At 74.7% G+C, this 21,093-nt stretch carries 16 protein-coding genes and 1 pseudogene; 11 read left to right on the top strand and 6 right to left on the bottom strand.

Annotated features, from left to right (window positions below; genetic code table 11):
• The first annotated feature begins 6 nt into the window (after nt 1-6).
• Nucleotides 7-1,506, top strand: a complete 1,500-nt coding sequence (locus AB0912_RS18525; protein WP_366700904.1) for a PLP-dependent aminotransferase family protein — start codon at nt 7-9, stop codon at nt 1,504-1,506.
• Nucleotides 1,507-1,830: 324 nt separating this feature from the next.
• On the opposite strand, the gene AB0912_RS18520 is transcribed toward AB0912_RS18525, so the two are convergent.
• On the bottom strand, nt 1,831-3,408 hold the full coding sequence (locus AB0912_RS18520) for an ATP-binding protein (RefSeq protein ID WP_366700902.1): 1,578 nt from the start codon (nt 3,406-3,408) through the stop codon (nt 1,831-1,833).
• 38 nt (nt 3,409-3,446) lie between these two features.
• Nucleotides 3,447-3,641, bottom strand: coding sequence for a hypothetical protein (locus AB0912_RS18515; protein WP_037621052.1), 195 nt, complete (start codon nt 3,639-3,641; stop codon nt 3,447-3,449).
• A 261-nt stretch (nt 3,642-3,902) separates the two neighbouring features.
• Between AB0912_RS18515 and AB0912_RS18510 the strand changes: the two genes are divergently transcribed.
• From AB0912_RS18510 to AB0912_RS18490, 5 genes are all read left to right on the top strand, one after another.
• Nucleotides 3,903-4,295 carry an ankyrin repeat domain-containing protein gene (locus tag AB0912_RS18510; protein ID WP_366700900.1) on the top strand — a complete coding sequence of 131 codons (393 nt, stop codon included), beginning with the start codon at nt 3,903-3,905 and terminating at the stop codon, nt 4,293-4,295.
• A 311-nt stretch (nt 4,296-4,606) separates the two neighbouring features.
• A complete protein-coding gene (locus AB0912_RS18505; protein ID WP_366700898.1) occupies nt 4,607-6,025 on the top strand; it encodes a HEAT repeat domain-containing protein in 1,419 nt (472 codons plus the stop codon).
• 139 nt (nt 6,026-6,164) lie between these two features.
• Entirely contained in the window at nt 6,165-7,295 is a 1,131-nt protein-coding gene (locus tag AB0912_RS18500) for a glycosyltransferase family 1 protein (RefSeq protein WP_366700896.1), read from the top strand.
• Nucleotides 7,286-8,521 (top strand): glycosyltransferase, encoded by a 1,236-nt coding sequence (locus tag AB0912_RS18495; RefSeq protein WP_366700894.1) that lies wholly within the window; start codon nt 7,286-7,288, stop codon nt 8,519-8,521. The genes AB0912_RS18500 and AB0912_RS18495 overlap by 10 nt, the downstream gene beginning before the upstream one ends.
• Nucleotides 8,518-9,372 (top strand): SGNH/GDSL hydrolase family protein, encoded by an 855-nt coding sequence (locus AB0912_RS18490; protein ID WP_366700892.1) that lies wholly within the window; start codon nt 8,518-8,520, stop codon nt 9,370-9,372. Before AB0912_RS18495 ends, AB0912_RS18490 begins: the two co-directional genes overlap by 4 nt.
• 318 nt (nt 9,373-9,690) lie before the next feature.
• Here the strand turns inward: AB0912_RS18490 and AB0912_RS18485 are convergent, their stop codons facing one another.
• The 4 genes and pseudogenes from AB0912_RS18485 to AB0912_RS18470 all read right to left on the bottom strand — a co-directional run.
• On the bottom strand, nt 9,691-10,560 hold the full coding sequence (locus AB0912_RS18485) for a biotin-dependent carboxyltransferase family protein (RefSeq protein ID WP_366700890.1): 870 nt from the start codon (nt 10,558-10,560) through the stop codon (nt 9,691-9,693).
• The gene (locus tag AB0912_RS18480; protein WP_366700888.1) at nt 10,557-11,318 is read right to left on the bottom strand and encodes an allophanate hydrolase subunit 1; all 762 of its coding nucleotides are present in this window, start codon (nt 11,316-11,318) and stop codon (nt 10,557-10,559) included. Before AB0912_RS18480 ends, AB0912_RS18485 begins: the two co-directional genes overlap by 4 nt.
• Nucleotides 11,315-12,073, bottom strand: a complete 759-nt coding sequence (locus AB0912_RS18475) for a 5-oxoprolinase subunit PxpA (protein WP_366700886.1) — start codon at nt 12,071-12,073, stop codon at nt 11,315-11,317. The genes AB0912_RS18480 and AB0912_RS18475 overlap by 4 nt, the downstream gene beginning before the upstream one ends.
• A gap of 29 nt (nt 12,074-12,102) precedes the next feature.
• Nucleotides 12,103-12,324, bottom strand: a pseudogene (locus AB0912_RS18470) (DUF1445 domain-containing protein); the annotation flags it as partial.
• 362 nt (nt 12,325-12,686) lie between these two features.
• Between AB0912_RS18470 and AB0912_RS18465 the strand changes: the two are divergent.
• The 5 genes from AB0912_RS18465 to AB0912_RS18445 all read left to right on the top strand — a co-directional run bounded on the left by AB0912_RS18465 (nt 12,687) and on the right by AB0912_RS18445 (nt 20,981).
• Nucleotides 12,687-13,412, top strand: a complete 726-nt coding sequence (locus AB0912_RS18465; RefSeq protein WP_366700884.1) for a GntR family transcriptional regulator — start codon at nt 12,687-12,689, stop codon at nt 13,410-13,412.
• A 244-nt stretch (nt 13,413-13,656) separates the two neighbouring features.
• Entirely contained in the window at nt 13,657-15,174 is a 1,518-nt protein-coding gene (locus tag AB0912_RS18460) for a hypothetical protein (protein ID WP_366700882.1), read from the top strand.
• Complete coding sequence (locus AB0912_RS18455) at nt 15,171-15,368, top strand: hypothetical protein (protein ID WP_366700880.1); 198 nt, start codon at nt 15,171-15,173, stop codon at nt 15,366-15,368. The genes AB0912_RS18460 and AB0912_RS18455 overlap by 4 nt, the downstream gene beginning before the upstream one ends.
• Nucleotides 15,365-16,243, top strand: a complete 879-nt coding sequence (locus AB0912_RS18450; RefSeq protein ID WP_366700878.1) for a hypothetical protein — start codon at nt 15,365-15,367, stop codon at nt 16,241-16,243. Before AB0912_RS18455 ends, AB0912_RS18450 begins: the two co-directional genes overlap by 4 nt.
• 64 nt (nt 16,244-16,307) lie before the next feature.
• A complete protein-coding gene (locus AB0912_RS18445) occupies nt 16,308-20,981 on the top strand; it encodes a hypothetical protein (protein WP_366700876.1) in 4,674 nt (1,557 codons plus the stop codon).
• Nucleotides 20,982-21,093 lie beyond the last annotated feature (112 nt).

The raw sequence follows: 21,093 nt of genomic DNA, 5'->3' as shown, positions 1-21,093 counted from the left end.
GGAATCATGGCGCAGTGGACTTCGGCGGTCGGGGCCGCGCAGCTCGCCCGGCTCCTCAACTCCCAGCAGGAGCGCCCCGCTGGCCCCGGCACCCGCCGCCCGCCCGCCTACCGCGCGCTCGCCGACGGCGTCCGGCTGCTGGTGCTCGAAGGCCGGGTGCCGGTGGCCGCGCGGCTGCCCGCCGAACGCGAACTGGCCCTGGCCCTGTCCGTCAGCCGTACGACCGTCGCCGCCGCCTACGAGGCACTGCGGGCCGAAGGCTTCCTGGAGTCCCGTCGCGGCGCCGGGAGCTGGACCGCCGTGCCCGCCGGGAACCCCCTGCCTGCGCGCGGGCTGGAGCCGCTGCCCCCAGAGACCCTCGGCTCGATGATCGACCTCGGCTGCGCCGCGCTGCCCGCGCCCGAGCCGTGGCTGACGCGGAGCGTGCAGGGCGCCCTGGAGGAGCTGCCGCCGTACGCCCACACGCACGGCGACTACCCGGCCGGACTGCCCGCGCTGCGCGCCATGCTGGCCGAGCGGTACACCGCGCGCGGGATTCCGACCATGCCCGAACAGATCATGGTGACCACCGGCGCGATGGGCGCGATCGACGCGATCTGCCATCTGTTCGCCGGCCGCGGCGAACGCATCGCCGTCGAATCGCCCTCCTACGCCAACATCCTCCAGCTGATGCGCGAGGCCGGTGCCCGGCTGGTGCCCGTCGCCATGGCCGAAGGCCTCACCGGCTGGGACATGGACCGCTGGCGGCAGGTCCTGCGGGAGGCGGCGCCCCGGCTCGCCTACGTGGTGGCCGACTTCCACAACCCGACCGGGGCACTGGCGAGCGAGGAGCAGCGGCGCGGCCTGGTGGACGCGGCGCGCTCGGCGGGGACCGTGCTGGTCGTCGACGAGACGATGAGCGAACTGCACCTGGACGACGACGTCACGATGCCCCGGCCGGTGTGCGGCTTCGACCCGGCGGGGTCGACGGTGATCACCGTGGGCTCCGCGAGCAAGGCCTTCTGGGCGGGCATGCGGATCGGCTGGGTACGGGCCGCCCCGGACGTCATCCGCTCCCTGGTCGCCGCCCGCGCCTACGCGGACCTCGGCACCCCAGTCCTGGAGCAGCTCGCCGTGAACTGGCTGCTCAGCACCGGGGGCTGGGCGGAGGCGGTCGGTGTCCGGCGGGTACAGGCCCGGGAGAACCGGGACGCGCTGGTCGCCGCCGTCCGCCGCGAGCTGCCCGGCTGGGAGTTCTCGGTCCCGCGCGGCGGACTGACCCTGTGGGTGCGGACGGGCGGGCTGTCCGGCTCGCGGCTCGCCGAGGTCGGCGAGCGGGTGGGCGTCCGGGTGCCCTCGGGGCCCCGCTTCGGGGTGGACGGCGCCTTCGAGGGGTATGTGCGGCTGCCGTTCACGGTGGGCGGCGCGGTCGCGGACGAGGCTGCGGTGCGGCTCGCCGCGGCGGCCCGCCTCGTGGAGACGGGCGCCAGCGGGGGCGAGGAGAGCGCCCGGACGTTCGTGGCCTAGGTTCTGTCCGGCGATCATGTGACTTTCTGGCCAGTAGCGGCCGGGCCGCCGGGGCTGGAGACGGGGCGGCTCCGCGAGGCGGTTCCGCGCGGGTGTGCTGTCCGGGACCCGGTCCGCGCGGTGAGCCGCACGGCTGACCGCCCGGGCGATGAACCGCACGGTCACCGCGCGAGCGGTGCCATGGCGGAGGGGCCGGAACCCGAGCTGGGTTCCGGCCCCTCCGCCATGCGTTTGACGCTTCTGGGCTTCTTGCTCCCGGGCTTCTTGCTTCCGGGGGAGGGCCGTCCGCCGTGGGACGCGGTGGGCGGCCCTCCCGTGGAGGCTCTAGCCCTCGGCCACCGCGACCTCGGCGACCCCGGCGACCTCCGAGGGGACCGGCTCCGCGTCCGCCGGCGCGGTCCGCTCCGGCAGGAGGTCGAGCACCGCGCGCCGGTGCGTCTCGCTCGTCGCGTCGTCATAGGGGTCCGGGGTGGCCGGCACCTGGAGACGCAGGACGGGTCCGGCGCCCAGCCGGGCGTAGCCGCGGCCCGGCGGTACGTCCTGCGTCGGGGTCGTGTGCGGCGGCGCGCCCAGGATCATCGCGAGCTGGCCCACCGAGGCCGGCCCGAGCACCACGCGCGCGCGGGTGTACTGCCGTACCGCGTCACTCAGGAAGTCGAGGTGCTCGAAGTGCTCGGCCACCACCACCGTGACACCGGCCGCCCGGCCGTGCCGCAGCGGCACCTGCAGCAGGGACTGGGGGTCCGCGCCGCCGTCGGCGGAGGCCAGGTGGGCCAGCGCGGTCGGCCGGTCGACCAGGATCCACAGCGGGTTCCTGACGTCGTCGGGAGCGGGGTGTCCCGACTGGAGGGCACGGTTCGCGGCGATCAGCCGGCGCTCCGTCTCGTGCGCCGCCCACTCCAGGCTGGCGAGCGCCCCGGCCGCGCCGCACTCGACGGCCAGGACGCCGTCCCGCCCGGCCAGGCACGCGTACTCCCCGGTGCCTCCGCCGTCGACGATGACGACATCGCCGTACTGGAGGGCCTGGAGAGCGATGGAGCGCACGAGGGTGGTCGTGCCGGTGCCCGGTTCGCCCGCGATCAGCAGGTGGGGTTCCGTGGAGCGGACGCCGGTGCGCCAGACGACCGGGGGGACGTCCCGCTGTTCCTCGCCGTAGGTGAGGGGAAGCGTGCGCTGGACGTCGGCCGGGTCGGTGAAGCCGAGGACCGTCTCGCCGGGCGCGGTGACGAAGCGCTGGGCGGCGATGTCGGTGGGCAGCGGAGGGAGGACGGTGACGGTGAGTTCGTTGCCCTCCTCGTCCCACGCGAAGTGGTACTCACGGCCGCGGCCCGACTTGGCGTACAGGAGCTGCTCGATCCGCGCGCGGGCGTCCGGCTCGCCGTCGGTGAAGTACGCCGGGTAGCGGATGACCAGACGGGAGACCCGGCCGTCGTCGTCGAAGTCGTACGAGCCGAAGGCCTTCTCCCAGTCGCCGCCGTGGGCGTAGAGGGGAGCGGGGTCCTCGGCCGCCGAGAAGTACGGCACTAGGGCCTCGTAGAGCGACTGGAGGCGGCCGGTCTGCGCCTCGTCGGGGCCGGTCGAGGGCGGCGGGGTGCGTTCCCGGCCGGTCCAGGCTGCCGCCGCCATCAGGCTGATGACGGCGAGCAGCGGTCCGTACGGCACCAGCGCCACGACCAGGATCACCGAGGCCACCAGGAACAGCAGCGGCCCGCGCCGGTCCTTGGGGGTGGCGGCCCACTTGCGCCGTCCGGCCGCGGCCAGCCGGCGCAGTCCACGGGTGACCGTGATCAGTGGATGGAGGACATCGGTGGCGCTGTCGGCTGCCGTCCGGGCCAGCTCCCGGCTCTTGGCGATCTGTGCGTTGCCGTTGACGAGGATGCGGGGGAGAGGGCGCCGAGCCACTGCTGTCTCCTGAAGGTCCGTACGAGGTGGGGACGACGTCAGAACTTGATCCCGCCGAGGAGGCCCGCCAAGCTCTCCCCGCCGGCCTTGATGCTCGGCGCGATGGCCGTGCTCGCGAGGTAGAAGCCGAACAGCGCGGCCACCAGAGCGTGCGACGCCTTCAGTCCGTCCTTCTTGAAGAACAGGAAGACGATGATGCCGAGAAGGACGACGCCTGACATGGACAGAATCATTTGAGCTCTCCTGGTTCGTGGGGACAGTCACCATGAGTTGTTCCAGGATCACAGCATGTATCCATACGATAAAAGGTGCAACTGGGTGAATTTCGGCTGTTTTCACTCGCGCGATGGAGCCCTCTTGGGCCGCCTGAGCTGCTGTGTTGCGCCTTGCGCGCGTTTTGTGATCTTTGCCGCGGGCGGTGCCGGTCATGTACCCGCGGAGCCAGTACCCTGTCGATTCACCCGAACGGTTGCAGCGAGAGGCGGTCCGCCCCGATGAGTGAAGCCCCCGACCCCGAGGTCGTGGAGCTCGCGACCAAGATCTTCGATCTGGCGCGGCGCGGCGAGACGGAGACGCTCGTCGCGTACGTGGACGCGGGCGTTCCGGCCAACCTCACCAACGACCGCGGCGACTCGCTCGTGATGCTCGCCGCCTACCACGGCCACGCGGACGCGGTCCGCGCCCTGCTGGACCGCGGCGCCGAGGCCGACCGCGTCAACGACCGGGGCCAGACCCCGCTCGCCGGAGCCGTCTTCAAGGGCGAGGACGCCGTGATCCGGGTGCTCCTGGACGCCGGCGCCGACCCGGCCGCGGGCACCCCCTCGGCACTCGACACGGCGCGCATGTTCGCCAAGGCCGAGCTGCTCGAACTGTTCGGCGCACGCTGACGCCAACGCCCTGACCAGGCGTAACGGCGGGGAAACGACAGGAAAAAGGGAGGCGGAACGGGGCCGCCGGAAATACGGTCGCGGCAGGAAGAGCCGCCGAGTCATCATGACGACGTGATTCACGGACACGATGGCCGGGCAGATGTTGCCGCACCGCGCGGGCCGTGACGCGGCCCGTATGGGCCACCGACGAGAGGCAGAGGAAGATGGTCTACAGCAAGCAAGAGACGGCGGGCGCCCCGACGTGTTGTCACGCGGCCAGGTAATGCAGGATCCCGGTTGCGTCGACGCTTGATGTGAGGCTGTTTCCCATGTTCGATCCGGTCATAGCGCCCAGCGGTACGCTGCTCGGCCTGCTCCAGAGGGGCCGCGGCGACGGCACGCTGCACGCGCTCACCGCACCGCGCGCCGAAGCGCTCGCGGCGCTCAACCACTGTGTGCTGCGCGACCCCCGCCACGACTGGCAGGTGGAGAACCGCTCCCTGTACTACGCCCGTCTCTACCTTGATCTGAACGGCGAGCTGGACGAGATCGAGCGGCACCTCTTCGACGCCGAGGACGTCCTCGACACCTGCGAGACCCGCACCGGCCTCTCCCTCGCCGTGCTCGGCCACCTCGCCTCCTACGGCAGGACGGACGCCCTCGCGCTGCTGCGCGGGTACGCCGCCACCGGCACCAACTGGGCGTGGGCCCTGGACGAACTCGCCCTGCGCGACGACGACGCGGGCCTGCGCGCCCTCGCCGCCCCCACCCTCGCCCGCTTCCCGGCCGACCCGGAGGGCGAGGCCGCGCTCACCGCGGCCGTACGCGACGCGTTCGAGCCACGGCCCTGGCGGCTGTGGGCCGACGACCCGCGCCCCGCCATCGCCGCCCGCGTGCGGGGCGCCCAGGAAGCCGGCTCCTTCGACCGCTGGCAGCGCCAGATGCGGCCGGCCGGACCCCGCCCCGGCTGGAGCGTCCAGGCCGTCTTCGACTGGGCCCAGCAGGGCATCGACCGCGGAGCCGCCCTGCATGTGCCGGCCGCCCGCTGCCTGACCGCCGTCGCCGGCCCCGAGGACCGGCCCGAGATCGTCGAGGCGGCCCGGCACGGCGCGGACGGCGCCCGCTGCACCGCCCTGCGCTACCTCGCCGACGGCAACGACCCGGACGCCCTCGACCTGATCGAACAAGCCGTGGCGAACGGCTCGACGGCCGTCGCCGAGGCCGCCGTCGACGCCTTCGAACGGATGCGCAGTATGGCCGCCGTCGACCGTGCCCGGGGCTGGGCCCACCGGCCCGACACCCTCGGCGCCGCCGCCGGCCGCGTCCTCGCCTGCCGCGGCGGGCTGGGGGACCGAGACCTGGTGCTGGGCGCCCTGCGTGAGGCCGTACGGGGCGAGGGGCCCGACGCGCCGACCCTGTGGACCCTGGTCGACGGCGCCGGACGGCTCGGCATCGACTGCGCCGCCCCCGTCCTGCGCCATATCTACCGCGAGACCGCCTCCTCGCATCTGCGCCAGCGGGCCGCCCGCGCCTTGGCCGTCACCGACCCCACCTTCCCCGCCGGATTCGCCGTCGAGTGCCTGTGGGACTGCGAGGAGACCACCCGGGAGACCGCCGCACGGCACGCCGAGACCGGCGACGCCCGCGTGGTGGACCAACTGCGCCGACTGGCGTCGGATCCGGCCGAGGAGGCCGAGGTCCAGACAGCCGTCAGGAGCCGGATCGGGCCCGACATGCCCGCCGTGTGAACGTCCGGTGGCCCGCGGGCCGGAGTCGCGTGGACGCGGGCTGACCTGGACGGGTGCGGAGCGCAACGCTCACGGGACGTTCACCGTTCGCAAAGATCCAAGTTGACGCGGGCACGTCCAGTGCGGCGAGAACACCCGTATGCGTGTCGTCATCGTGACCGAATCCTTTCCCCCCGATGTGAACGGCGTGGCCCACTGCGCGCTCCAGACCGCCCGGCACCTCGTCGAACGCGGTCACGCTCCCCTCGTCGTCGCCCCGGCCACCGCCGCCGGCAACGGACCCGACGCCCTCGCGCCGTGTCCCGTCGTCCGTGTCCCCTCCCTCCCGCTCCCGGGCTACCCCCAGGTCCGCGTCGCCCTCCCCAGCCGACGCGTCGCCGCGGCCATCACCGAACACCGCGCGGACATCGTCCACCTGGCCAGCCCCTTCATCCTCGGTGTGCGCGGCATGGCCGCCGCCGCCCGGCTCGGCATCCCCGCCGTCGCCGTCTACCAGACCGACCTGGCCGGCTACGCCCGTACGTACATCAGCGCGGGCGAGGCCACCGCCTGGCGGCGCATCCGCTCCGTGCACGCCGCGGCCGACCTGACGCTCGCCCCCTCCAGCGCGGCCCTGCACGACCTGGAGACACACGGGGTGCCCCGCGTCCGGCTGTGGGCGCGCGGCGTCGACACGGCCCGCTTCCGGCCCGCCCTCCGCGACGAGGCACTACGCCGTGAACTGGCCCCCGACGGCGAGCTGATCGTCGGCTACGTCGGCCGGCTCGCCCCCGAGAAGCAGGTCGAACTGCTCGCCGGGGTCTGCGGACTCGACGGCGTCCGCGTCGTCGTGGTCGGCGACGGCCCCAGCGACACCACCCTGCGGGCGGCGCTCCCCGGCGCCGCCTTCCTCGGCCGCCGCACCGGCGACGAACTCGCGCGGATCTTCGCCTCGCTGGACGTCTTCGCGCACACCGGCCCCTTCGAAACCTTCTGCCAGACCGTCCAGGAGGCCATGGCCAGCGGCGTGCCCGTCGTGGCACCCGCCGCCGGCGGACCCCTCGACCTGGTGGACCACGGCCGCACCGGACTGCTCGTCCCGCCCCGCGACGGCGACGCCGTCCGGGACGCGGTGCTGACCCTGGCCGCCGACCCCGCGCTGCGGGCGGCCTACGGAGCCGCGGGACACGCCATGGTCGAGGGCCGCACCTGGGCCGCGGTGGGCGACCAGCTCATCGGCCACTACGAGAACGTCCTGTCCGCACGGAAGTTGGTGGCGGCATGGGCCTGAGGATCGTACGACTCGCCAACTTCGTCGCCCCCGCCTCCGGAGGCCTGCGCACCGCCCTGCGGGAACTCGGCGCCGGCTACCTGGCGGCCGGCCACGACCCGGTCCTGATCGTCCCCGGCGAGCGCGCGAGCGACCGGGAGACCGGACAGGGCCGCGTGATCACCCTCCCCGGCCCACTGCTGCCCGGCACCGGCGGCTACCGCGTCCTGACCGACAAGAGGAGAGTGGCCCGCCTCCTGGAGTCGCTCGCCCCCGACCGCCTGGAGGTCTCCGACCGCACCACCCTGCGCTGGACCGGCGTCTGGGCCCGGCGCGCCCGGGTGCCCGCCGTCATGGTGTCCCACGAGACCGCCGACGGCGTCCTGCGGACCTGGGGGCTCCCGGAAGGGATGGCCCGCCGGACCGCCGACGCCCTCAACGTCCGTACCGCGCACTCCTACGCGCGCGTGGTGTGCACCACGGAGTTCGCCGAGCGCGAGTTCGTCCGCGTCGGCGCCCGCAACGTCGTACGCGCACCCCTCGGCGTCGACCTGGAAGGGCGCCATCCGGACCTGCGGGACCCGGCGCTGCGGGCCCGCCACGCGCGCGTGGACGAGATCCTGCTCGTGATGTGCTCCCGGCTCTCGGTGGAGAAGCGGCCCGGCACCGCCCTCGACGCCCTGGAGTCGCTGCTGCGGCGCGGACGGCGGGCCGTGCTGGTCGTCGCCGGGGACGGACCGCTCAGGACCCGGCTCGAACAGCGGGCACGGGAGCGGAGGCTGCCCGCCACCTTCCTCGGCCATGTCGCCGACCGCGCTCTGCTCGGCTCGCTCCAGGCCTCGGCCGACGTGTGCCTGGCCCCCGGGCCCGCCGAGACGTTCGGGCTCGCCGCGCTGGAGGCCATGGCCTGCGGCACCCCCGTCGTCGCCAGCTCGCTGTCCGCCCTGCCCGAGGTGATCGGCTCCGCCGGGGCCACCGCCGCCGACAGCGGGGACTCCTTCGCGGACGCGGTCGGGCTGCTGCTCGGCCGCCGCGAGAGCGAGCGCCGGGCGGCGGCACGCGCGCGTGCTGAGTGCTTCGGCTGGGACACGGCCGTCGCGGGCTTCCTCGCCGCGCACGACGCCACGGTCCCCGCCGCATCCCGGCAGCCCGAACTCCGCGAACTCCACGAACTCCGCGAGTTCCAGGGGCGCCGAGGGCTTGAGGGACGTCAGGAGCTTCGGGAGTTCCCGGAGGGCGTGGCATGAGAGCGCTGCGCTTCGTGGCCCTCGGGGACTCGCTCACCGAAGGCGTGGGCGACCCCGTGGGGGACCGGTGGCGGGGATGGGCCGCGCTGCTCGCCCGCGGACTCGCCCCGATGGACGCGGCCGTGGAGTTCACCAACCTCGCGGTCAGCGGGGCGCAGACCCGGGACGTACTGGAGCGGCAGACCAAGGCGGCACTCGCCCTGCGGCCCGACGTCGTCTCCGTGCTCATCGGCGTCAACGACACCCTGCGCTGCACCTTCGACATCCACACCGTCGCCGAGCGGCTCGACACCGTCTACGCGGCCTTCCGCGCCCGGGACACCCTCGTGATGACGGCCTGCCTGCCGGACCCCGGCTCGATGCTCGGACTGCCGGGGGCCCTCGCCCGGCCGCTGGCCCGGCGGCAGCGCGCCGTCAACACCGTCGTGCACGCCCTCTCCGAACGGCACGGCGCGCTGCACCTGCACGCCGCCGAGGAGGACTGGCTGACCGACCGGGCCATGTGGAGCGCCGACCGGCTGCACCCGGGGGAGCGAGGGCACCGCCAACTCGCCCTGCGATTTCACGCCCTGCTCGCCGAACGGGGCATCGCCACCGGGGCCGCGCCCTCGGCGGACCCCGAGTTCCCCGTCCCGAGCCGTTCGGCGAGTCTCTGGTGGCTCGCCACCGCCGGAACGGGCTGGGTGGCCCGCCGGTGCACGGACCTGTTGCCCCAACTGCTCACCCTCGCCGCCTCCGAGGTACGCCACCGGGCCCGGGGCACCAGCGCCCGCCTCGACCTCAGCGCGGCCCACGCGGTCTCCGCGGCGCTCGCCGCCTTGTCGGTGGCTGAACAGGCGGATGCGGCTTGAGGGGTGGGGCTTGGGGGGTGGGGCTTGAGGGTCGCGGGTCTGGGGCCGGGCGGTCGGGCTGCCTGGGGCGGCTGGGCGAGGACGGGGCGGTCGATTGGTGCACGCGCCTCACATCCGGCTGCTGGGCGTACGGACCCCACGTCCCGCCCCGAGGCCGTACGAGCCCGGCGTCCCGCTCCGAGGTCGTACGAGCCCGGCGTCCCGCTCCGAGGTCGTACGAGCCCGGCGTCGCGCCCCGAGGCCGTACGAGCCCGGGATTCGGCTGCGGCGGCGTACGGGCCCGGCGTCGCGCCCCCGCCGTACCGCTCCCGAGGGGGCTCAGCGGCGGCGTACCGGTACGAAGCGGACCGGGGTTCCCGGGACCGCCTGGGCGGCGGCGGGGAGGTCCGCCGCGCGGACGACCGCGATGACCGGATACCCGCCGGTCGTCGGATGATCGGCGAGGAACACCACCGGACGCCCGTCCGGCGGAACCTGCACGGCACCCAGCACCATTCCCTCACTGGGGAGTTCACCCGTGCGGGCCCTCTCCAGGGCGGGCCCCCGAGTGCGCAGGCCGATCCGGTTGCTCGCGGGTGACACCTCGTAGGCGCGGCTCGTCAGCGTCCGCACGGCGGCGCTGGTGAACCAGTCGGCACGCGGTCCGGGGGTGACCCGCAGGACCAGCTCGGTCGGCGGCGCGGGCTGGGGAACGACGTCCACGCGCGCGTGCGGGTCACGCGGGCACCCCAGGGGGAGCACCGTTCCGTTGGTCAGCGGCGCGGGGCCGAGCCCCGACAGGAGGTCGGTGGAGCGGCTCCCGAGGACCGGCTCGACCGCGACGCCACCGGACACGGCCACATAGGAGCGCACTCCCGCGCGCGCGGGACCCACGTCCAGGAGCGCGCCCCCGGGGACCCGGACCGGCGCGCCCCAGGCGACCGGACGGCCGTCCACCGTGACCGGACAGGGCGCGCCCGTCACCGCCACGACGATCCCCGAACAGGGCCGCAGGGAACAGCCGTTGAGCGTCGTCTCCAGGACGGCCGCCGCTTCGGCGTTGCCGACGAGCCGGTTGGCCAGTGCCGCCGCCGGAGCGTCGAGCGCCCCCGAGCGCGGCACCCCGAGGTGCGCGTGGCCGGCGCGCCCCTGGTCCTGGACGGTGGTCAGGGCGCCCGCCCGCTCCACCGCGAGAGCCCGGTCGCTCATGAGCCCTCCACCGGGACGAAGCGGACGCGCGTGCCCGGCGCCAGCAGCGCGGCCGGCACGCGCGCGTGGTCCCACAGGACCGCGTCCGTCGTGCCGATCAACTGCCAGCCGCCCGGCGAACTGCGCGGATACACCCCCGTGTACGGGCCGGCGAGCGCCACGGAGCCGGCGGGCACCGCCGTACGCGGGGTCGCCCTGCGCGGCACGTGGTACCGCTCCGGCAGTCCCGTCAGGTACCCGAAACCGGGCGCGAACCCACAGAAGGCGACCCGGAACTCGGCCGCCGCGTGGATCGCCCCCACGTCCGGCACCCGCACCCCCCACAGCGCAGCCACGTCCGCCAGATCGGGACCGTCGTAGCGTACGGGGATGTCGACGGCCGCCTGCGCGCGCGTGCCCAGCGGGGGGATCTCCCAGCCCGGCAGCCGCTCCGCGACCCGCGCGGGGTCGGCCAGGCCGTCCAGGAGCACCGTGCGGGCCGCCAGCACGATCTCCCGCACCGCCAGCGAGCCCTCCGCGCGGCGCCGCAGCAGCTCGGCGTGCAGCGCTTGGGCGGCCTCGCCGGAGGAGACCTCCACGAGCAGGGCCCGGTCGCCGACGGGCAGGACTCTCGTCGGCCCGGAGGTGACCGCCAGGGCTGTGCGGCCACCCGCCGGGGTATCGCCCTCGGTGAGCGCCCGGGCCGCCCCGTGGCCGGCCCGGGCGCTGGTATCGGTGGACCCCGGACGTGTCGCCGGGCCGGTCGAGTGGGTTGTCATACGAACGCCTCCACGCGTACGCCCGAGGCCTCCAGCCGCTCGCGCACCCGGCGGGCCAGGCCGACCGCACCCGGCGTATCGCCGTGCAGGCACAGGGAGCGGGCGCGCACCACGACGCGTTCCCCGGAGAGGGCCGTCACCGCCGCTGACCGGGCCAGCTCCAGAGAGCGTTCCACGACCGCGTCGGCGTCCGTGATCACCGCGCCCTCCTGGGCACGCGGCACCAAGGTGCCCTCGACCGTGTAAGCGCGGTCCGCGAACGCCTCGGTGACGACGGGCAGTCCGGCCCGCTCGCCCACCTTCAGGAACTGCGAGGACGGCAGCCCGAGCACGGGCAGACCGGCACCCGCCAGCAGCACACCCTCCACGACCGCCGAGGCCTGCTCCTCGTCGCGCACGATCCGGTTGTACAGCGCGCCGTGCGGCTTCACGTACGCCACCCGGGAACCCGCCGCCCGCGCGAAGACCTCCAAGGCGCCGATCTGGTACGCCACTTCGGCCGCCAGCTCGGCGGGCGGCACGTCCATGGCGCGCCGCCCGAACCCGGCCAGGTCGCGGTAGGAGACCTGGGCGCCGATCCGTACCCCCCGCTCGGCCGCCTGTTCGCACACCCGTCGCATGGTGGCCGCGTCCCCGGCGTGGAAACCACAGGCCACGTTGGCGCTGGTGACGACGGACAGCAGCTGTTCGTCGTCGGTCAGCCGCCAGCGGCCGAAGCCCTCGCCGAGATCGGCGTTGAGATCGATCCGGGTCATGGGATGCCCTGTCTCCTCGTCCGGCCTCTTCAGGCCACTCGGTACTGCTCGTCGCGGGCGTGCGTGAGGAACATCCGCTCGGGCGCGTGGGTGATCGCGAACGGCGGACGCGACGCCGTCACGGCCGCCCGGGGCGTCACCCCGCAGGCCCAGAACACCGGGATGTCGTCCGGGGCCGCGACCACCGGATCACCGAAGTCGGGGCGCCAGTGCCCGACCACCTCCGTGGGCTCGTCCACCGGTTCGCCGTGTTCCCTGCCGTGTTCCCACACGCGGTAGCGCGGCTTCGGCGAGTGGGCCGGCGGCGGGATCCGGACGGTGTGGTCGACGTTCACAGCAACTCCTTGCCACGGGGCCCGGAGAGTCCGGGCCGGGACGGAGGGGTCGTGCTCATGGGCACCTCGCGGGAGGAACGGAGGGTGCTTGAGGACTGAGCCGTGCCGTGCTTGGGCGGGGGCGGCGCTCGACTGGAGTGGGGGTGGGTCCGTTGGGCGGTGCGCGGGGCGGGGGCGTGCGGGTTGTTGTGCGGCGCCTTTCCGAAACGGTAGAGGATTGTTGAACGATTCTTCAATACCCCTGTTGTCTCGTTCTCGCGCCTGATTGAATTCCGGGCATGGCAGAGCTGACGGGACTGGCGGACGACCGAGCGCTGTTGGGACGGACGAGCACCGCCGAGCGGGTTGCGGACATCCTCAGGACCCGTATCGCCGACGGCTTCTTCCCGCCCGGCACCCGGCTGTCCGAGGACAGCATCGGCGGCGCGCTCGGCGTCTCGCGCAACACCTTGCGGGAGGCGTTCCGGCTGCTCACGCACGAACGGCTGCTGGTGCACGAACTCAACCGCGGAGTCTTCGTGCGGGTGCTCACCGTCGAGGACGTCGAGGACATCTACCGCACCCGGGCCCTCGTCGAGTGCGCCGTCGTACGCGGGCTCGGCGGGCCCCCGTACGCCGTGGACGGGCTCGCCGGGGCCGTCGCGGAAGGGCAGCGGGCGGCCGGTGAGGGGGACTGGAGAGGGGTGGCCACCGCCAACATCCACTTCCACCGGGAACTGGTCGCTCTCGCCGGCAGCGCCCGTACGGACGAGGTGATGCGCAGCGTCTTCGCGGAACTCCGGCTCGCCTTCCATATCGTGGACGACCCACGCCGGCTCCACGAGCCCTACCTCACCCGCAACCTCCAGATCCTCCAGGCCTTGCAGCGGGGCGACCGCGACCGCGCCGAGCACCTCCTCGCCGGCTACCTCGCCGACTCCCTCACGGACATGGTCGAGGTGTACGCGCGGCGGGTGGCGGACGAGGGGCCCGGGGGCGGCCGAGCGGGGGCATCCTCTTCCTAGGGCTAGGGCTAGGGCTAGGGCTAGGGCTAGGGCTGGGGCTGGGGCTGGGGCTGGGGCTGGGGCTGGGGCTGGGGCTGGGGCTGGGGCTGGGGCTGGGGCTCGGGCTCGGTCCGTCCAGGGCCATGGCCTGGTTCCGGTCCAGGTCCAGGTCCAGGTCGGCGGCGTGGGCGTGGGCGGGCCGGGGGTGGCGGTCGCTTCTGGGCCGTTTCGACCGTTGTCGGACCGAGGACCTAGTCTGTGCACCGTGACTTCGCCTGCATCGACGGACAGCGTTCCGCCCCAGCTCAGCGCGGGGCCGCGCCCGGCTCCGGGTCCGGCCGCCGACGAGGGTCTGGCGCGGCGGCTGCGCGCGCTCGCCTGCACCGCGCCGCTGCACGACCTGGACGTACGCAAGGCGAACCTCGCGGGCGAGTACACGGTGTACGGCATGGCCGAGGTCGCCCTCGCCGCCATCGACCTCGTCACGCTGAACATGGACTTCGACACGGGCGCCGACCACGACCAGATAGTGGCCAGGCTCATCCCGCGCATCGCCGCCCAGGCCCCGCGCCGCCCCGTCGCCGAGCACGAGCGCGTGGCCCGCTGGGTCCTGGAGAACCTGATCAACGTCGGCAGTGTCGACCGCGGCTTCCGCGCCGTCTACGGCACCTTCGACCCGGACGGTTCGTACGTCCGCCGTGACTACGACTTCAAGCTGATCGAGGAGGTCCCGGGCTACGGGGGCGGCGTCTACCTCCGTACCACCGACGAAGCGGTCAACGTCCTGGTCGGCGCCCTCGACACCGACGTCACCAGCGCGCAGATCGCCGCCGAGGTCAAGCTGGAGGTGCTGATCAGCCGGGGCCGGCTGGCCGACGCCCAGCTCGCCGCCGAGCAGGCCCGCTACCGGACCGTGCAGTACGCGGAGACCCTCCGCAAGGCCCTCGACGCCACACGACGCAACGTACGGGCGGTCGACTGGCTCCAGACCGTCCCGGACATGATCGCCGAGGCCCTGGACCACGTCGCCGACCGCTATCGCCACGAGAACGCGATCCTCACCAACATCCGCAAGGCCCGTGACGAGTCCGAGGACCCCGAGCAGAAGCGGCGCGCGGCCGAGCTGGTCGACATCGTCAAGGACTGCATCCGCCGGCACACCCAGCTCCAGTCCCGCCTGCTGGAGGCCGGACCGCTGTTCCGCGCCGAGCAGGACCGGCAGGCCTTCGGCACGCCCATGACCACCTCGGGGATCGACCTGTACGGGCATCTCGTCGCGCCCGTCCTGCCGCTCCCGGTCGAGAACGCCCTGCGGGTCACCGACGCCTTCTTCGCGCGCGGGACGGGCCTGCGCACCCCCGCCGCCGTCCGCGTCGGCGATCTCGTCGACCTGCTGCTCACCCCGCCCCAGGAGCGGGAGCACCTCGGCGCGGAGATGCCCGAGCCCGACCTGATCGCGACCCCGGACGACAGCCGCTTCAGCGAGGAGCAGCTCGCCTCCGCCATGGAGCTGCTGAACCTGCCCGCCGACGCCCCGCGCAGACTCTCCGGCCTGCTGGCCGACGCGCGCCGCCGCGACCCCGACCTGCCCTATCTGGTCGCTCTGCTGGCCGTGCACGCCGCGAGCCCGCCGGTCGGCACCGCCTACCGCCAGGGCGAGGAGCGCCTGTTGTTCGCCGTGGACGACGGAACGGAGCTGGACGACGAGGAGTTCGGCGGCGCCGACCTGATCGTCGGCATGGCCCTGCTCGACGCGGCCGGGATGAAGGCGGACCGCGCGTGAACGGCCCGTACCCCGCCCCCGTACGCGCCGGCCGTCCCAACGGCGCCGGCCGTCCCGACCACTTCGACCGCCCCGACGGCGTCGACCATGCCGACCGCCTCCACCATTCGGGCCACTTCGGTCACCCCGACCACCCCCACCACCTCGGCCACCCGAATCATCCCGACCGTTTCGACAAGGAGTCCCAGCCGTGACCGAGCACGTCGAGTGGAGTGAACCGGAGGCCACCGCCGCGCCGGCGAACGCCCCCGTCACCCCGGCCGACGCCGCCGACGCGGCGCGGCTCGTCGCCTTCGGACTCCAGCCCAAGCTGCAGCCCGCCCGCGACCAGGAGTACGCCGAACTGCTGCGCCGCTACCGCGAGGACCCGCCCTTCGCGCGGCTCGCCGACGCGGTCGCCGCCGGCCTCGGGCTCATCGTCCTGGAGGTGTCCCCGCGCGCGGGGATGGCGGTCACCGCCGCCGAGGACTCCGTCTTCGCCGTCCGCATGGGCGACTACGCGCGCCGCGCCTCGGCCGACTCCGCGGACCGCTTCCTGCACGGCCTCGCCCACCTCGCCGTCGCCGCCATGGCCTTCCCGCGCCCCGAGGACCTCGCCGACGACGGATACATCGGCCGCGTGTCGGTCAACGGCGTCGACGCGTTCGTACGGCAGGCCTGCCGCCGTCTGGAGGAGCGCGCCGAGGAGACCGGCGAGAACACCGACCCGGCGACGGACGCCCCGGGCCTGGAGGCGGCCTGGCGGATCTGGGCCCGGCGCAGTTCCACCGGCGCCACCAAGGACGCCCGGAGACTGGCCGGCTCGACCACCGGCATCATCGCGAAGGCCGTCGCGTTCCTCACCGACTCCGGCTTCCTCCAGCGCACCGGGGACGACGCCGGCGGCACCTACCGCACCACCGCCCGCTACCAGCTCCAGGTCCGTGACATGGCGGGCAGCGCCGCCCTGGGCGAACTGCTGGAGCTGGGCATCGTCCCGGTGACCGACGGCACCGCGACCCTGCTGCCCGCCGAGGACACCGACGACCTGGAGCTGGCGGCCGGCGCCGGACTGCCCTTCCACTCCTGACGCCGGCCCCACCACGGCACCCCACCCGTTCCGCCTCCCCTCACCACGACGAGAGTCCGCCGCCATGTACGAGCTGTCCCGGGTCCGCCTCTACTCCATCGGGCCTGCCGGCGCGCGCTACGCCGACACCGTGCTGGACCTGCGCGGAGTCGGCGAGCCCGTGCCCGACCCCGCGCCCACCCAGGCGGAGTTCTTCGAGGAGGAGCCGGTCGGCCCGCCGCGCCGCCCCGCGCCCGCCGGCGTCCTCTTCCTGGAGAACGGCGGCGGCAAGTCGGTGCTGCTCAAGCTGATCTTCTCGGTGATGCTCCCCGGCCACCGCAACACCCTCGGCGGCGCCAGCTCCGGCGTGCTGCGCAAGTTCCTCCTCGCCGACGACTGCGGACACGTCGCCCTGGAGTGGCAGCACACGCTCACCGGCGAGTGCGTCGTCGTCGGCAAGGCCAGCGAATGGCGCGGACGCCAGGTCTCCAACGACCCGCGCAAGTTCGCCGAGGCCTGGTACTCCTTCCGCCCCGGCCCCGGCCTCAGCCTCGACAACCTGCCCGTCGCCGAGGCCACCGCCGTACGCCCCTCCGCCGAAGGCACCTCCGGCGCCCAGGGCAGGCGCCGCACCATGAAGGGCTTCCGGGACGCGATCACCGAGGCGGGCAAGGCGTACCCCCACCTGGAGGTCCACTGGGAGGAGATCCACGACCGCTGGAACGAACACCTCGGCGACCTCGGCCTCGACCCCGAACTCTTCCGCTACCAGCGGGAGATGAACGCCGACGAAGGCGAGGCCGCGGGCCTATTCGCGGTCAAGAAGGACTCCGACTTCACCGACCTGCTGCTGCGCGCCGTCACCGACACCCGCGACACCGACGGACTCGCCGACCTCGTGGGCGGTTTCGGCAACAAGCTCGGCCGACGCGACGAACTCATCGCCGAGCGCGACTTCACCGCCGGTTCGGTCGACCTCCTGGGACGCATCGTCGACGCCGCCGAGGCCCGGGCCCGCGCGCGGGACATCCACACCGGCGCCGAGCGGCGGACCCGGTCCCTCGCCCGCCGGCTGTCGGCGCGCGCCGTCCAGGAGCGGGTACGCGCGGGAGAACTGGCCCAGCGGGTCACCGCCGCCGCCTACGCCGTCACCCACGCCGAGGGCGGACGTGAGCGCAGCGCGCTGATCGCCGCCGAACTCGCCTACCGGCACGCCTCCCTGGCCCTCGCCGCAGCGGAGAAGTCCGCCGCCGCGCAGAAGCGCGAGCTGGCCGACGCGCGCACCCTCCACTCGGCCTGGCAGGCAGCCGAGGCCGTACTGCGGCACCGCGCCGCCGCCGACCGCTCCACCCGCGTGGCCGCCGCCATCCGCGAGGCCGAACGGGACGCGGCGCCCGCCCTCGCCGCCCGCGCCCGCGCCGCCGTCGACCTCGTCCGCGCCCTGCACCGGGCCGCCGACGGGGCCGAGTCGCTCGCCAACGAGGAGGAGGAGCGCTCCGCCGCCCTCCAGGAGACCGGCGAGCGTTCACACGCCGACGCGACCGCCGCCGCCACCGCCGCACAGCGCGCCCGCAGCGAGGCCGGCCATCTGAAGCAGCGACTGGCCGAGGTCGAGCAGGAGACCGCCGAGGCGGTCCGCGCGGGCTGGCTCGACGACAGCGCCCCCGACGCCGACCCGGCGCGGGCCGCGCTCGCCGCGAGCGACGCGGAGAAGACCGCCGTCGCCCGCTGGGACACCGCCCGCGAGGCCGCCCGGAGGGCCGCCGACCACGCGCGGGAGGCGGCCTCCGCCGAGTCCCGCGCCGAGCTGACGGCGGCCCGCGCGGCGGACGCGGCGACGGCCGCCGACAGCCTGTACGCGGCGGAGCGCCGCACGGCGGAGGCCCTCGCCCAGGAGGAGCGGCTCGCGGAACTGCTCGGCCTGCCGGGCACCGACGCCCGAGGCGCCGTGCCCCGGCCCCGCCGCGACGAGGAGACCGACGCCGCCCGGGGTCCGGCCGGCGGCACGCCCCCGCTCGCGGACGGCACCCCCGGACTCGCCGACGGCGCGCCCCTGACGCCGGAACAGCTCGACCAGTACGCCGACGAACTGCGCGAACTCCTCGAAGACGGCATCGCCTCCGCCGAGCGCAACCTCTTCGACCTGCGCACCGCCGCGGCCGACGACGCGCGCATCCTCGGAGCGCTCGGCGACGGCGGCCTGCTGCCCCCCGGCCCGGACGTCCTCGCCACCGTCGAGTACCTCGGCGAACACGGCATCCCCGCCCTGCCCGGCTGGCGCTACCTCGCCCAGGCCGTGGACCCCGTCGACCACGCGCGTGTGCTCGCCGCCCGCCCCGAGCTGGTCGACGGCGTGATCATCACCGACCCGGACACCCACGCCCGGGCCCGCGAGGCGCTTGGCGAGGCCGCCCTGCTGCCGCGTTCCGCCGTCGCCGTCGGCACGGCCGCCGCGCTGCTCGCCCCCACCCCGGCCGACGACGCGGGCGACGGCGGCGTCTTCCTCGTACCGCCGAACCCGGCCATGCACGACGAGCACGCCGCCGACGAGGAACGGCAGGCGCTCCGGGCCCGCGCGGGCCGGCGGGACGAGGAGATCCGCACCCTCGCCGCCCGCCTCGGCAAGGACCGCGAACTGGCGGCGCGGCTCGCGTCCTGGCGCACCGGCTGCCCGGCGGGCCGCCTCGCCGAACTGGCCGCGACCGCCCGGGACGCCCGCGCGTTCGCCGAGGAGGCCGAGGCCGAGCTGGCCGAGGCGCGCACCGTCCGCGCCGAGGCCGACGAGACGGCCGCCGACGCCGCCCACGTACGCGACGAGCGGCAGGAGACCGCCCAGAAGGCCCGGCGTGCCGCCGACGCCCTCGCCGGACTCGCCTTCCGGCTCCGCGAACGCGCCGGCTGGCAGGTCAGACTCCGCGAACTCGCCGACGAGGCCGCCGAGTCCGAGGCCCGCGCCCAGGAGTGCCTGGAGCGGGCCCGCGCCGCCGACGAGGACCGCCGCGCCGCCCAGCGCGCCGCCGACGACGCCCGCCGCACGGCCCGCGCCCTGCGCGCCGAGCGCGCGGAGATCGCCGGTGCCCCGGACGACGTGACCGGGGACGACACGGCCGCGCAGTCCTCCCTCCCCGCCCTGCGCGAGGCCTACCGGGCCGCGTCACAGCTCTACGAGAAGGTCGGCGTCGGCGCCGACCTGCGCGCCGAACAGGCCCGCGCGGAAAGCGACGAGAGCGCCGCGCTCGCCGAACTGGACCGCCTCAGCAACAAGGTCCGCACCCGCGCCGCGCAGCTCCTGGAGTCGCCCGACGGATCGGACGGCCCCTCCCGGCAGGCCGCCGTCGCCCGCGCCGAGGAACTGGTGCAGCTCCTGGAGACCCGGATGTCCACCGCCAGCGAGCAGCTCGGCCGGCTGCGCGGCGAGGCCGAGCGGCACGCGCCCGAGGAAGGCGACGCCCACACCGAGCTGGCCGAGGACCTCGTACCGCGCGACGCCGAGCACGCCCAAGCGCTGTTGCGTACCGCCACGACCGAACTCGCCACCCGCACCGAGGCGTTGGAGCGGGCCCGCGAGTCGCACGCCGAGTTCCTCGCCGCCCACCGGTCCGCCGAGGACGCCGCCGGCGGCTTCGACGAGACGGCGGCCCTGCTCAGAGACCTGCTGCGGGAACACTCCGACGACGAGCAGGACGAGCCCGAGCCCTACCCCGGAAGCCTCGAAGAGGCCCGGCACTCCGCCGCCGAGAGCCGCCGCTCGCTGCGCGGCTGCGCCGCCGACCTCAGCGCCGCCGAGGCCGCCGTCCGCGAGGCCTCCGACATCCTCGTACGGCACGCCAACTCCACCCGCTTCGAGCAGGTGCGCACCCCCGCCCGGCAGCAGATCCGCGAACTGCCCGCCGCCTCGCTCCCCGAGCACGCCCACAAGTGGGCGGAGGCCTTCGCGCCCCGACTGCGGGTGCTCACCGACGAGTTGGAGCAGCTGGAGCGCAACCGCGACTCCATCGTGGACCGGCTGCGGGGGCTCGTGGAGTCCGCCCTCGCCACGCTGCGCTCCGCACAGCGGCTGTCCCGGCTCCCGGAAGGCCTCGGCGAATGGTCCGGACAGGAGTTCCTGCGCATCCGCTTCGAGGAGCCCGACCAGGCCACCCTCACCGAGCGGCTCGGCGAGGTCGTCGACGAGGCCACCCGCGCGGCGGTCAAGAAGAACTCGGACATGCGGCGCGACGGGATGTCCCTGCTGCTGCGCGGGGTCAGCGCCGCCCTCCAGCCCCGCGGTGTCGCCGTCGAGATCCTCAAGCCGGACGCCGTCCTGCGCGCCGAACGCGTCCCCGTCGGGCAGATGGGCGACGTGTTCTCCGGCGGCCAGCTCCTCACCGCCGCCATCGCCCTGTACTGCACGATGGCGGCCCTGCGCAGCAACGACCGGGGCCGGGACAAGCACCGGCACGCGGGCACCCTGTTCCTCGACAACCCCATCGGCCGCGCCAACGCCACGTATCTGCTGGAACTCCAGCGAGCCGTGTCGGATGCGCTCGGTGTCCAACTCCTCTACACCACCGGCCTGTTCGACACCACCGCCCTCGCCGAGTTCCCGCTCGTCATCCGTCTGCGCAACGACGCCGACCTGCGCGCGGGCCTGAAGTACATCAGCGTCGAGGAACACCTCCGGCCGGGCCTCCCGCGCGAGGTCCCGGCGGGGGAGGCCGCACACACGGAGATCACCGCGACCCGCATGTTCAAACGACCGGCACCGGTCGCGCCGTAACGACCCGGGGACGGGGGCAGGGGTTTGCGCGTCGGCCGGGGCGGGCCGCGCGGCTCCCCGACCGCCGGCCGGTCCCTCGGTGTGGTCAGCTCCCCGGGCACGCGCCCGTCCA

Source organism: Streptomyces sp. NPDC007084, assembly GCF_040703595.1.
GTDB lineage: Bacteria > Actinomycetota > Actinomycetes > Streptomycetales > Streptomycetaceae > Streptomyces.
Note: the sequence above shows the minus strand (reverse complement) of the source record. Positions and strands in the feature narration are given on the sequence as shown.

What these genes read in the sequence shown, in the direction of transcription:
- AB0912_RS18490 (WP_366700892.1), top strand. Translation starts at nt 8,518, where the DNA reads ATGAGAGCGCTGCGCTTCGTGGCCCTCGGGGACTCGCTCACCGAAGGC.
- AB0912_RS18480 (WP_366700888.1), bottom strand. Translation starts at nt 11,318, where the DNA reads ATGACAACCCACTCGACCGGCCCGGCGACACGTCCGGGGTCCACCGAT.
- AB0912_RS18510 (WP_366700900.1), top strand. Translation starts at nt 3,903, where the DNA reads ATGAGTGAAGCCCCCGACCCCGAGGTCGTGGAGCTCGCGACCAAGATC.
- AB0912_RS18525 (WP_366700904.1), top strand. Translation starts at nt 7, where the DNA reads ATGGCGCAGTGGACTTCGGCGGTCGGGGCCGCGCAGCTCGCCCGGCTC.
- AB0912_RS18515 (WP_037621052.1), bottom strand. Translation starts at nt 3,641, where the DNA reads ATGATTCTGTCCATGTCAGGCGTCGTCCTTCTCGGCATCATCGTCTTC.
- AB0912_RS18500 (WP_366700896.1), top strand. Translation starts at nt 6,165, where the DNA reads ATGCGTGTCGTCATCGTGACCGAATCCTTTCCCCCCGATGTGAACGGC.
- AB0912_RS18495 (WP_366700894.1), top strand. Translation starts at nt 7,286, where the DNA reads ATGGGCCTGAGGATCGTACGACTCGCCAACTTCGTCGCCCCCGCCTCC.
- AB0912_RS18475 (WP_366700886.1), bottom strand. Translation starts at nt 12,073, where the DNA reads ATGACCCGGATCGATCTCAACGCCGATCTCGGCGAGGGCTTCGGCCGC.
- AB0912_RS18445 (WP_366700876.1), top strand. Translation starts at nt 16,308, where the DNA reads ATGTACGAGCTGTCCCGGGTCCGCCTCTACTCCATCGGGCCTGCCGGC.
- AB0912_RS18485 (WP_366700890.1), bottom strand. Translation starts at nt 10,560, where the DNA reads ATGAGCGACCGGGCTCTCGCGGTGGAGCGGGCGGGCGCCCTGACCACC.
- AB0912_RS18505 (WP_366700898.1), top strand. Translation starts at nt 4,607, where the DNA reads ATGTTCGATCCGGTCATAGCGCCCAGCGGTACGCTGCTCGGCCTGCTC.
- AB0912_RS18465 (WP_366700884.1), top strand. Translation starts at nt 12,687, where the DNA reads ATGGCAGAGCTGACGGGACTGGCGGACGACCGAGCGCTGTTGGGACGG.